At 63.4% G+C, this 11,224-nt stretch carries 11 protein-coding genes; 3 read left to right on the top strand and 8 right to left on the bottom strand.

Annotation, left to right across the window (positions count from 1 at the left end; all coding sequences use genetic code 11):
* Positions 1–723, top strand: a 723-nt coding sequence (locus QZ511_RS00525) for a hypothetical protein (protein ID WP_295797371.1), incomplete at its 5' end; no start/stop codon positions are given.
* The gene (locus tag QZ511_RS00520; protein ID WP_295797369.1) at positions 710–1,648 is read left to right on the top strand and encodes an alpha/beta hydrolase; all 939 of its coding nucleotides are present in this window, start codon (positions 710–712) and stop codon (positions 1,646–1,648) included. The genes QZ511_RS00525 and QZ511_RS00520, both read left to right, overlap by 14 nt.
* Positions 1,649–1,728: 80 nt before the next feature.
* Here QZ511_RS00520 and QZ511_RS00515 read toward each other — a convergent pair whose 3' ends face one another.
* The 5 genes from QZ511_RS00515 to QZ511_RS00495 form a co-directional block, all read right to left on the bottom strand.
* Positions 1,729–2,349, bottom strand: coding sequence for a response regulator transcription factor (locus tag QZ511_RS00515; protein ID WP_295797367.1), 621 nt, complete (start codon positions 2,347–2,349; stop codon positions 1,729–1,731).
* 41 nt (positions 2,350–2,390) lie between these two features.
* Positions 2,391–3,191 (bottom strand): 3-hydroxybutyrate dehydrogenase, encoded by an 801-nt coding sequence (locus QZ511_RS00510; protein ID WP_295797364.1) that lies wholly within the window; start codon positions 3,189–3,191, stop codon positions 2,391–2,393.
* Positions 3,192–3,300: 109 nt separating this feature from the next.
* A complete protein-coding gene (locus tag QZ511_RS00505) occupies positions 3,301–3,675 on the bottom strand; it encodes a hypothetical protein (RefSeq protein ID WP_295797363.1) in 375 nt (124 codons plus the stop codon).
* Positions 3,676–3,775: 100 nt separating this feature from the next.
* The gene (locus QZ511_RS00500) at positions 3,776–4,051 is read right to left on the bottom strand and encodes a hypothetical protein (protein WP_295797360.1); all 276 of its coding nucleotides are present in this window, start codon (positions 4,049–4,051) and stop codon (positions 3,776–3,778) included.
* Between the two features lie 303 nt (positions 4,052–4,354).
* Positions 4,355–5,449 carry a hypothetical protein gene (locus QZ511_RS00495; RefSeq protein WP_295797357.1) on the bottom strand — a complete coding sequence of 365 codons (1,095 nt, stop codon included), beginning with the start codon at positions 5,447–5,449 and terminating at the stop codon, positions 4,355–4,357.
* Between the two features lie 158 nt (positions 5,450–5,607).
* Here QZ511_RS00495 and serB point away from each other — a divergent pair, with 158 nt between their 5' ends.
* Entirely contained in the window at positions 5,608–6,639 is a 1,032-nt protein-coding gene (gene serB, locus QZ511_RS00490) for a phosphoserine phosphatase SerB (protein WP_295797354.1), read from the top strand.
* 44 nt (positions 6,640–6,683) lie between these two features.
* Here serB and QZ511_RS00485 read toward each other — a convergent pair whose 3' ends face one another.
* The 3 genes from QZ511_RS00485 to QZ511_RS00475 form a co-directional block, all read right to left on the bottom strand.
* On the bottom strand, positions 6,684–6,815 hold the full coding sequence (locus tag QZ511_RS00485; protein WP_295797351.1) for a hypothetical protein: 132 nt from the start codon (positions 6,813–6,815) through the stop codon (positions 6,684–6,686).
* 153 nt (positions 6,816–6,968) lie between these two features.
* Positions 6,969–10,088 carry an efflux RND transporter permease subunit gene (locus QZ511_RS00480; RefSeq protein WP_295797349.1) on the bottom strand — a complete coding sequence of 1,040 codons (3,120 nt, stop codon included), beginning with the start codon at positions 10,086–10,088 and terminating at the stop codon, positions 6,969–6,971.
* Positions 10,085–11,152: an efflux RND transporter periplasmic adaptor subunit gene (locus QZ511_RS00475; protein WP_295797347.1), complete on the bottom strand. Its 1,068-nt coding sequence runs from the start codon at positions 11,150–11,152 to the stop codon at positions 10,085–10,087. The genes QZ511_RS00480 and QZ511_RS00475 overlap by 4 nt, the downstream gene beginning before the upstream one ends.
* Positions 11,153–11,224 lie beyond the last annotated feature (72 nt).

The raw sequence follows: 11,224 nt of genomic DNA, 5'->3' as shown, positions 1-11,224 counted from the left end.
GTAATAACGCTGTACGGGGTCATGGTGCTGGCGCTGGGCGTGCTGTGGTGGCTGAGTGCGGAAAATTTTTCCCTGTCAGGGGGTGGCGACAAGCCGCAGGAAAAATACGGCCTGAAAGAGGGGGCACGCGAGGGTATTAACTGGTGGCTGCCGCTGGCGTACTGCGGCGTGCTGTTCTGTTATATCGCCGTGTTTGCCCTGTTCCCCCTGATCGATGGATTCGCGGTATCCAGCAGCCACCTGTCGGCGGTGATGATTGCCGCGGGTATGGTGGGAACCGTGGCCGGTATCATCGTGACCAAGCGCTACCCGCTGCGCCTGCCGGTGCTGCGCTACGCCGGCCTGGCGCTGGTGATTTTCGCCGCGCTGATGCTGGTGAGCCGCAATCCGCTGGTGGCATACGCGGCCGCGGCGCTGGCCGGTTTCTGCATGTTCCTGCCGATGACCGCACTGGTCACCCTGCCGCAGGAATTGCCGGGCATGACACCGGCAAAAATCACCGTGACCTTCGCCATGTTCTGGTCCGTGTCCTACGGTGTGGAAACGGCACTTATGTACGGCGCCGGACTGCTGGCGGATATCAGTGGCGAGCCGGCAATGGCCGCCTATTTCGCCGTCGCCTGCTCCGCCTCGCTGTTTGTGTTTTCTTTCATGCTGCCGGAAAGCGGTAAAAAAGCCGAAGTAACCGCAGAGAAACTGGAGGCTGACAATGCGCCAGCTTGATCCGAAACTCGCCGAGTGGCTGGAGGTCGTTAACGCGCAGGTAGCGCAGGTAAAAGCGGCTGGTTTTGAACCCACACCTACCAATGCCCGCGAGAGCCTCGCCAACCTGACGGCGATGTTTGTGCAGCCGGGGCCGCAGATGGCGGTGACCGATACCTTGGTAAAAGGCGGCGAGTATTCCGTGCCGGTGCGCATCTACCAGCCTGCCGAGCGCAGCCCGGGGCCGGCGATTATCTACTGTCACGGCGGCGGCCATATGGCGGGCAGCGTGACGGTTTACGACCCTATCTGCCGGCGCATCGCCGAAGCCTGTGGCCGCACGCTGGTTTCCGTGGAATATCGTCTGGCTCCGGAAAACCCCTATCCCGCCGCGCTGAATGATTTACTCAGCGTGGTGCGCAATCTCGGCCCCACGCTGGAGCGGAAAAAAATCGAACACGACAACCGCTGGATTCTGATGGGAGATTCCGGCGGCGGCGCCCTCTGCGCTTCCGCTTCCCGCCTGCTGCAGCACCAGCCGCACAATGTGGTGGCGCAGGTGCTGATCTACCCGAGCCTCGACTACACCATGCAGCTGTCGTCCATTGAGGAAAACGGGGAGGGCTATCTGCTGGAGAAGGGCAAGATCCGCTGGTACTTCGAAAATTACCTGCAGCGGGAAGAGAATCCTTACCAGGTTTCCCCCCTCTATGGTGAATTTACCGCGAAACTGCCGGCCACCCTGGTGGCGACGGCGGAATTCTGCCCGCTGCGGGATGAGGGTAAGCAGTACGTGGAAAAAGCCCGCGCTGCCGGCGCGGTGGCAGAGCTGCTGCAGTTTGAAGACATGGTTCACGCGTTCATGAACCTGGAGGACATGGTGCCGCGAGCCTGCGACAAGCTGTACCGGCATATTGCGGAGTTTGTGCGCGGGGCTCAGTCCTGAGTCCCGTTAGCAAACTTTTACCTGAATCTGAATCTGGACCCGGCTGGCCGCCGGGTCCAGTTGTTTCTGCCGGCAGATAGTTAAATCTGAATCAGCGCCTGGGCTTCGCGGATAAGCTGCTTGCGGTCCCGCAGCTCCAGTTTGCGCAGGATGGCGGTGACGTGACTCTTTACGGTGGGTTCGGTGATATCCAGGTCGTAGGCAATCTGCTTGTTGAGCATGCCCTGGGCGATCATCTGGAAAATCTTCAACTGTTGCGGCGTCAGCTGACTGAGCTTATCCGCCAGGGCGCTCTCGCTTTCCGCCTGCAGCGCCTCTTCACTGAACCACTGATCCCCCGCCAGTACGCATTCGATACACTGCAGGATTTCATCCGGGCGCGCGGTCTTGGACAGGAAGCCGCTGGCACCGAGACCGGCGGCCTGCTGGATCACGCTGTGCCTGTCGCTGCCGGACACCACCACCACCGGCACAGCGGGAAAATCGTTGCGGATCCGTGCCAGGCCGCTGAAGCCTTCGCTTCCGGGCATGTTCAGGTCGAGTAGCAGCAGATCGATTTCGCTGTTGCCGAGGCGCTCCAGGGTTGAGTCCAGATCTTCGCTCTGCAACAGCTCGGAATTGGAAAAATGGCTGGACAGTGTGGTCGCCAGCGCATCGCGATACAGCGGGTGGTCGTCGGCAATCAGCAGTTGGTAATTCACGGCAGCACCCTGAAGAATGAAAGAACCGGGTGCGATTGATACTACTGCGCGCTCCATCCACCGTCCACCGGCAGCGCCGCACCGGTAATGGTGCCGGCAAATTTTCCACACAGGTACAGCGCCAGTTCGCCGATGGCTTCCGGGCTGGTGGTGCGCGCCAGGGGCTGCTTGGCGCCCACCAGCTGCGCGCGGGCGGATTCAATATCCACTCCCTGTTCGCGGGCAATATTCTCGATCTGCGGCTGAATCAGCGGGGTTTCCACCCAGCCCGGGCAGATGGCGTTGGCGGTGATATTGCAGTCGGCGTTTTCCAGTGCCAGCACCTTGGTCAGGCCCACCAGGCCGTGCTTGGCGGCACAGTAGGCGGCCTTGTGCTCGGAGGCCACCAAGCCGTGTACCGAGGCAATATTGATGATGCGGCCCCAGTTGGCGGTGCGCATGGCCGGCAGCAGGTCGCGGGCGAGGAAAAATGCCGAGCTCAGGTTGATCGCCAGAATCTGCTGCCATTTGTCGGCGGGAAATTCGTGGGCCGGCGCGGTGAACTGCACCCCGGCATTGTTGATCAATACCGCCGGATTGCCGATGGCCTCGCGGGTCTCTGCCACCAGCTGGGCGCAACCGGCTTCACTGGCGATATCCGCGCTGCTGAAGCCCGCGCTGCCGGGGTAGCGGGAGAATTCCTCGCACAGGGCGCGGCCCTCCTCCGCGGTGGCCAGCCCGTGCAGCATCACGGCGTAACCGGCGCGGGCGAAGCTGTGGGCAATAGCGAGGCCGATTCCACTGGTGGAACCGGTAATCAGTACTGCGTGTGATGGATCCTTCTGCACGGCAAACTCCCGCATGCTTATTCTTTGCAGAAATCCTAGCAGTGGCGGGAGTACCGGGTCTGTATGACCAAGGTATGAAGCCGGTGACGCCGCCCGCAGGCGGCTTCACACGGCTTTGTGCCTATTAGCGACGACGCGCCGGGCGATGTGCAGGACGATGCACGGGGCGGCCGGGACGGTGGCTCGGGCGATTCTGGTAATGCGGGCGGTTGTGGCCCGGGCGGTTGTAGTAGTGCCGGTTGTGATAGTGGCGATTGTAGTAATGGCGGTTGTAATACCGGTAGTGACGGGCGTGGGGATAGCGGTAGTAGCGGTAGTACCGCGGCGATGAGTAGTAATACGACACGCTACCGGCTGGATATACGTAGGGGCGCGAATAGGGATAAGAGGAATATCCCACGCTGCCGGAACTGTAGTAGCCATCGGTTGCACAGGCGCCCAGGGTCAGGGTGCCGAACACGGTTGCGGCCAGCAGGCCTTTCTTCACGATTCTCTTCATAGTGAGTGCTCCGTTGTGTGGAGTTGGCAGTGCACTGCGACAGACAGTTCTGCTGCGTATCTTTTTGCCGCGGGTGCGCTAACGGACTGAGTGCCGCAAATCAGCGCGGCGGTTGGGGGTAGCGGTGGTAGTGGGACGGGCGCCCGGCGCGGTACTGGCCGGCCCGCCAGAAGTAGTTCGGGTCGCGCACGGTGTGGCAGCGACCATCCTGGTGGCAGTGGTAATTCTTGCCGCGCACGGAGTAGTAGCCGGGCTGACCGCCGAGGTTTCTGGCCGAGGTGCTTTCGGTCGTGTTCTCCATATTGCTGCAGCCGGCCATTGCCAGCAGCGTGGCGCTGCCAAAGGTGGCAACCAGTCCAGCGACACTGCGCTTCATATCAACCTCCCCGCTTTGCAGCGGATAACTTCGCTCCGGAGAAACCGCTCCGCTCTCAGTGCCGGCAGTGCCGGGACAACTGAAACGCGAAAAGCGGAACCTGAGTGAAGAGCTATTTAAAGGTCGCAGTCAGCCAATCACGACGAATTACGGTGAAAAGCAACAACTGAAACGCGATGAAAAACGGGCGTGATATAAGCGAATGGCCGGTCAAAGGCCGGCCTGCGGCGAGAAGGAGAGCGCTGCTAGCGGGTGAAATTTTGCGGAGAAGCAGTAGCGCCGCGGGAGCATTCCGGGCGCTGTTCAGGCGGAGACAAGCTGCTGCAGTTGGTTGTCCAGCAGTTGCTGTAACTTCGGGTTCAGCCCGGTGACTTCCGCCCCCCAGCTGGTGTCGTGGCACTGGATGCGGTTTTCCAGGGAGTCGTCGTCCAGCAGCTGCTTGTGCAAGGTGAGGCCGCGGGACTGGGCGAGCAGCTGCTCGCCGCTGAAATCGAACTGCGCGGGTTTGGCCGGCAGTACCGACACCGCCAGTTGTAACCCGGTAGCGCGACTGGACTGCTGCAGCCCACGCAGCAGCAGACCGGCACACACCGCGCGGAATGCGGCATCGTTCCCGGCAAATCCCAGCCCTACCGCGGGGCCGGCACTGGGCAGGGGCTGGCCATCGTAGATACGCGCCAGCAGCTGCAGGCGTTCGTCCAGCTCGTCCTGCAGCTTGTCCAGCGCGCTGCGGGAGAGCTGATTACCGAGTTGCGCCCAGTTCAGCGGGCGCAGGTACAATCCTGCGGTGACTTCCGGTGGCGGTTTCGGCTGCGCCCGCGGTACCGAAAGCGGGGTGCGCCGGGGCGGGGTGGCCTGCGAGGCCTGGGTTGCCGCCAGGGCGCAGACGGCGCTGAATGGCAGCGCGAATACCAGGCACAGCAACAGGCTGGCCCAGGGATAAGTTACCGCGGCGCCGGGCTGGACATTCAGCGCGACACTGCCTGCGAGGCTGTCGTGCAGCACTACCGGTGCGGTGATGGTCTCGCCGCGCTCCCGCTCGCCGGCCTGGGCCAGGGGCGTGGAATCCACATCCTGCACGGTAACACCGCGGACGGCGGGCAGCGCCAGGGCCTGCTGTGCCAGCAGCTGCAGGCTGATACGATCGCCGGCGACGATCTGCTCCAGGCTCTGGCTGGCCAGCAGTTTTGCCGCCGCCTCGGCACTGGCCCTGTCCCGTGCCGCCGCCGTGGCCTTCTGCTGGCCGAAGGCATGTCCCAGGGTGGCCAGGCAGAACAGCGCCAGCGCCAGCCAGATGGCGGCGGCCAGCAGCTGACGTTTACGCGCCAGATCGAGACCCGCAAGCAATGCGGGTAGCTGGCGGATGGATGCGGACAGGTGGGATAAGTGCTGTTTCATGTTCTTCTTGTCGATTGCGGGCGGCCCTGGGTGGCTGCCGCCCTGGCTCCGATTCTATCCCACTCCTTCAGAGAAAAAAGGCGCCGGGCTATAATGCGCGGCCGATTTCCCGCGCGTGCGCGGGCAGCCCGCCAACCATTTACCCGCAAGAGTCAGCCATGGACGCATCTGCCAACTCCTCCCTCGTCGCCGTTTCCGCCCTGTGCCACAGGGTGTTTTCCCTGCCGCAGGACCGGCTTGTCGCGGAAATGCCCGCATCCCCGGGGCCGGTCACCGCGCCCTGGTGCCTGACCCTGCTGACCGAAGAGCTGGAAGCCGACTCGCTGCAGCAGCTGCAGGAGTTCCTGTCGGCGCGGGAGTGGCGGGTTACCGCGGTGGATATCCTCGCCAGCCGCCCGGACTGCACCGCCATTCGGTTGCAGCTGGAGGCAGAGCTGGACTTCCACGCCGCGCGCGAGGCACTGCTGGCACCGGCGCAGGCAACTGGTTTGGAACTGGTACTGCAGCCGGGCGCTTCCCAGCGCGCGCCGAAGCTGGCCTGCTTCGATATGGACTCCACCCTGATTCAGGCGGAAGTGATCGACGAACTGGCGAAGATCGCCGGGGTGGGCGAGCAGGTGGCGGACATCACCGCCGCCGCCATGCGCGGAGAGCTGGATTTTCAGCAGAGTTTCCGCAAACGCATGCGTCTGCTGCGGGGCTTCACCGAGAAGAGCCTGTCCGAGATCGCCCCGCAATTGCCGCTGATGACCGGCGCCCAGCGCCTGCTCAAGGCCCTGCGCGCGCTGGATTGCAAAACCGCGATTCTCTCCGGCGGCTTCACTTACTTCGCCCACTACCTGAAGGACAACCACCTGGCGGTGGATTTCGTGCACGCGAATCAGCTGGAGTTTGAAGGCGGCGCGCTCACCGGCGGAGTGATCGATCCGATTGTGGACGGTGCGCGCAAGGCGCATCTGCTGCAGGCACTGGCCGCGGAACTGGAATTGTCGCTGGACCAGGTGATTGCGGTGGGTGACGGTGCCAATGATCTGCCGATGCTGGCGCTGGGCGCCCTGGGAATTGCATTCCACGCCAAACCCAAGGTGCGCGCGGAGGCGCCGCAGGCCATTGACGGTTTCGGGCTGGATGCGGCGCTGTACCTGTTTGGTCTCAACGACCTGCAGATCGAGGCGCTGCTGCAGGATTAGTCTTTACACTATGTCTGTTGCGCGATGCGGTTGGCTCGCACGGTCTAGCTGATCATGGCGAAAGGAATGGGCGGCTTGTTGCGCTTGCTGTCCAGCTGGCAGGTCTCCTGCCTGCTGCAGGCCGCCGCGGCCAGTGCCAGTAGTATGACCAGTGCTGGGACGGTCAGTTTTCGCATGGGGTTCCCTGCTATGCGGTTGCTCGGGTCTTCGGCTTCATGCCAGTAGGACGGGCTTCGTCGCAATAAAGTTGCACCTGGGCGCGAAAGATTAAGAAAAATGCGCCGGTTTGAATAGGCCGGCGCAAATTCTGCCGCCAATTATTCCCCAAATTATTCCGAGTGTTCCAGCGGGTGCGCCGCATCCAGCGCTGCCACTTCCCGCGCAACCTGTCCCGGCGAGCCGGTGCGGCGCGCCAGTACATCGTAGGCCACCGGCACGATATATACCGTGAACAGGGTTGCCGCCAGCACCCCGAACAATACCACCGTGCCGATTACCGCGCGGGTTTCCGAGCCTGCGCCGGAGGACAGCAGCAGCGGCAGCGATCCCGCCGCGGTGGTGATGCCGGTCATCATGATCGGGCGCAGGCGGGTTTCAGCGGCCTGGCGCAGTGCCTGGCCAAATTCCACCCCGCGGTCTCGCAACTGGTTGGCGAACTCCACTATCAGAATGCCGTTCTTGGCCGCCAGCCCCACCAGCATGATCAGACCCACCTGGCTGTAGATATTCAGCGACTGGTTGGTGAGCAGCAGACCCAGTAAAGCCCCGGCCATGGCCAGCGGCACGGTGAACATGATCACCAGCGGGTGGATAAAACTCTCGAACTGGGCGGCCAGTACCAGGAATACCACCAGCGCGCCCAGCAGGATCGCAAACAAAATGGTATTGCCGGAATCCTGGAAGCTCTTCGACTGGCCCTTGTAGTCAATCACCGGCGAGCCCTCGAGGTTGTCGTCCACCAGCTGGTTGAGGTACTGAAGTGCCTCCCCCAGTACCAGCCCGTCCGCCAGATTGGCATCCAGAGTGATGGAGCGCACCCGATTGTAGCGTTGCAGCTGGGGGGAGTCCGCGTACTCGGTGACCTCGACCAGGCTCTGCAGCGGAATCAGCGCGCCGGTGGTGGAGGAGCGCACATAGAGGTTTTCCAGGCTGTTAGGGGTGCGCTGCAGGTCCCGCTCTCCTTCGAGAATCACGTCGTACTCCTCGCCGTTATTGATAAAGGTGGTGGCGCGCAGGGAGCCGAACATGGTCTGCAGTGTGGTGCCCACATCGCTCACCTGCACACCGAGGTCCGCGGCGCGCTCATAGTCCACATTGATGCGCAGCTGCGGCTGGGTTTCCTTGTAGTCCCAGTCGACGCCGAGCAGCCCCGGGTTGGATTCGTCGATGGCGCGGTTCAGCTGGTCCCGCCACTGGGTCAGTTGCGCGTAGCTGCTGCCGCCGAGCACAAACTGCACCGGCTTGCCGAGGCCGCCGCCAAAGCTCTGGCGCATCACCGGGAAGGCGCGTACGCCGGAGAGGTCGCTGACCGCCGCGCGCACCTGGTTCATCAGTGCAAACGCGGAAGGCCGCTCGCCCCAGGGTGCCAGGGTGAAGATCACCATGCCGGTGTTGAAGGTGGCGGAGGTGCCGAAGGAGCGCGGCGAGCGCACCAGCAGGCGGTTCACATAGCCCTTTTCCACCAGCGGCATCAGCCGCTCCTCGATGGTGTCCATGTACTCCTGCATGTACTGGTAACTGGCGCCCTCGGGGCCGTTGACCAGCAGGAAGAAGGAGCCGCGGTCTTCCCGCGGTGCGTACTCGGTGGGAATCAGGCGGAACGACAGCGCCGCGAATGCCATCACCGCGACAAAAACGCAGCCGGCGATCCAGTGCTTGCGCAGGATGAAGTCGAGCCCACCCCGGTAGCCGCGCTGGACGCGGGCCAGAGCATTGTCCATCAAGCGGGTGGCCGCATTGTGCTGGTCGTTGGGGCGCACCAGTTTGGCTGCCAGCATCGGCGACAGGGTGAGCGCGGTGATGGAGGAGAAGATCACCGCCGCCGACATGGTCAGTGCGAATTCGGAAAACAGCCGGCCGATGTCCCCCTCGAGGAAGGTGATCGGCACGAACACCGCCACCAGCACCAGGGTGGTGGCCACCACCGCAAAACCCACCTCGCGGGCGCCGCGATAGGCCGCCAACAGCGGCGGTTCGCCGTATTCGTCCATGCGCCGGAAGATGTTTTCCAGCACCACGATGGCGTCGTCCACCACCAGACCGATGGCCAGTACCAGCGCCAGCAGGGTGAGCAGGTTGATACTGAATCCGAACGCGTACAGCAGGATGGAGGTGGCGATCAGGGACACCGGTACCGTCACCGCGGGCACCAGGGTGGCGCGCCAGTTGCCGAGGAACAGGTAGATCACCAGGGTCACCAGGATCACCGCGATCACCAGGGTGGTGTACACCTCCTTGATCGCCTCGGACACGAACACCGAGGCGTCGTAACTCTGGCTCAGGCGCATGCCGTCCGGCAGGGTCTTGTTGACCTTGACCATCTCCGCCTTGGCGGCTTCCGCCACCGCGACGATATTGCCGGTGGACTGGCGAGTGATGCCGATGCCCACCATGGGTTCGCCGTTGCCGCGGAAGGTGGAACGGTCCTCGGCCGAGCCCAGCTCCACCCGCGCCACATCGCCGAGGCGCACCACATGGCCGCTGTCGCCGGTGGCAATGGCCAGGCGCGCGAAATCTTCGGCGCTCTGGAACTGGCGCTGCAGGCGCAGGGTGAACTGGCGATCGGTGGACTCCATATAGCCCGCCGGCAGTTCGCGGTTTTCCGCGCGCAGCGCGCGCTCGATATCCGCGCTGGTGACGTTGTGCGCGGTCATGGCGCCGCGGTCCAGCCAGATGCGCATGGCAAAATCCTTGGCGCCGCCGACCCGCACCCGCGCCACGCCGTCGAGCACCGAGAAGCGGTCCACCAGGTAGCGGTTGGCGTAGTCGGTGAGCTCCGGCACGGTCAGGCGATCCGAGGTGAGGTTCAGCCAGATCACCACGTCGTCGCTGCTGTCGACCTTCTCGATTTCCGGCGGATCCGCCTCCACCGGCAGGTTGTTCATCACCCCGGAGACGCGGTCGCGGATATCGTTGGCGGCGCCGTCCACGTCGCGGTTGATATTGAATTCGATGGAAATGCGCGAGCGCCCGTCGGTACTCGACGAGGTCACCGTCTTGATGCCTTCGATACCGGCAATACGGTCCTCGATCAGGCGCGTGATACGGGTCTCCACAATATCCGCGGAGGCCCCCGGGTAGTTGGTGTCGACCGACACGATCGGCGGGTCGATATCCGGGTATTCCCGCAGCGCCAGACGGTCGAAGCTGATCAGCCCGAACACCACCAGCAGTAGCGACAGTACCAGGGCAAATACCGGGCGTTTGACCGCCGTATCACTGATGATCATCGGCTGCTGGCCTCGCTGTCAGACTGGATCGCAACCGCCTGGCCGTCGCGGATATGCAGGGTGCCGCGGGTCACCACCAGGTCGCCCTGGGACAGGCCGGAAAGTATTTCCACCTTGCCCTCGTAGCGCTGGCCGATCTGTACCTGGCGGCGCTGCACCACGTGGCCAGCTTCGGTTTTTTCCGCCACGAACACTGACTGGTCCCCCGCCATGGGTACCAGCGCCGCTTCCGGAATGGTCAGCCCCTCACGCGGCTGGCTGATGACCTTTACCCGCAGCAGCATCCCGGGCTTGAGCCGGCCGTCGGGGTTGTCGAGGCGCGCACGCACGGTAAAGGCGCGGGTCTGCGGATCTACCCGCGCTTCCACGATCATCACTTCGCCCTTGAATACCCGCTCGGGATCGGCCTGGCTGACGGCCTCGATGGCCATACCGCCGGAAATGGCGGACAGCTGCCGCTCGGGCACGGTGAAGTCCAGCTTCAGTCTGGAGATATCCTGAAGGGTAGTGATCTCTGTGGTGGGGGTTACCAGGCTGCCGACACTGATATTGCGTAATCCCAGCTGGCCGGCGAAGGGCGCGCGGATAATGCGGTCGTCGATGCGCGCCTGCAGGCCGTCGATCAGCGCGCGGGTTTCCGCCACCTGGGTTTCCGCCGCTTCCAGCTGCTCGCGGGTGGTGAGGTTTTTTTTCACCAGGCCGCGCAGGCGCTTTGCATCCCGCTCGTTGCGCTGCAGGGTGGCACGGGCCCCAGCCAGTTCTGCCAGTTCCTCGCCGTGGCTCAATTCCACCAGCACGTCGCCCGCCTTCACCCGCTGCCCGCTGTCAAAGGCGATACGGCTGATATGTTCGGTAACACCGGCGCGCAGGGAGACAAACTCCCAGGCCCTGGCGGTGCCCAGTGCCTCTACCGGATTGGAAATTTGCTCCAGCTTTACCGGCGCGGCGCGCACCGGTACTGGAGAATCACCGGGACCGCTCTGGGCCTGTAGCAGGGGCGGAAAAAGAGCCAGGAGTAGTGCGAGGGAGGTGCGAATGGGTCCGAGGGTGCGGATCATTTTCATGGTGTTGGAAAATACCTGGTGGCCAGAGGCCTTATTCGGAATCGAGTTTGGGCAGAGAAAAGTCTGGCAGTA

Source organism: uncultured Microbulbifer sp., assembly GCF_913055755.1.
GTDB lineage: Bacteria > Pseudomonadota > Gammaproteobacteria > Pseudomonadales > Cellvibrionaceae > Microbulbifer.
Note: the sequence above shows the minus strand (reverse complement) of the source record. Positions and strands in the feature narration are given on the sequence as shown.

What these genes read in the sequence shown, in the direction of transcription:
- QZ511_RS00520 (WP_295797369.1), top strand. Translation starts at nt 710, where the DNA reads ATGCGCCAGCTTGATCCGAAACTCGCCGAGTGGCTGGAGGTCGTTAAC.
- QZ511_RS00510 (WP_295797364.1), bottom strand. Translation starts at nt 3,191, where the DNA reads ATGCGGGAGTTTGCCGTGCAGAAGGATCCATCACACGCAGTACTGATT.
- QZ511_RS00505 (WP_295797363.1), bottom strand. Translation starts at nt 3,675, where the DNA reads ATGAAGAGAATCGTGAAGAAAGGCCTGCTGGCCGCAACCGTGTTCGGC.
- QZ511_RS00500 (WP_295797360.1), bottom strand. Translation starts at nt 4,051, where the DNA reads ATGAAGCGCAGTGTCGCTGGACTGGTTGCCACCTTTGGCAGCGCCACG.
- QZ511_RS00495 (WP_295797357.1), bottom strand. Translation starts at nt 5,449, where the DNA reads ATGAAACAGCACTTATCCCACCTGTCCGCATCCATCCGCCAGCTACCC.
- serB (WP_295797354.1), top strand. Translation starts at nt 5,608, where the DNA reads ATGGACGCATCTGCCAACTCCTCCCTCGTCGCCGTTTCCGCCCTGTGC.
- QZ511_RS00485 (WP_295797351.1), bottom strand. Translation starts at nt 6,815, where the DNA reads ATGCGAAAACTGACCGTCCCAGCACTGGTCATACTACTGGCACTGGCC.
- QZ511_RS00480 (WP_295797349.1), bottom strand. Translation starts at nt 10,088, where the DNA reads ATGATCATCAGTGATACGGCGGTCAAACGCCCGGTATTTGCCCTGGTA.
- QZ511_RS00475 (WP_295797347.1), bottom strand. Translation starts at nt 11,152, where the DNA reads ATGAAAATGATCCGCACCCTCGGACCCATTCGCACCTCCCTCGCACTA.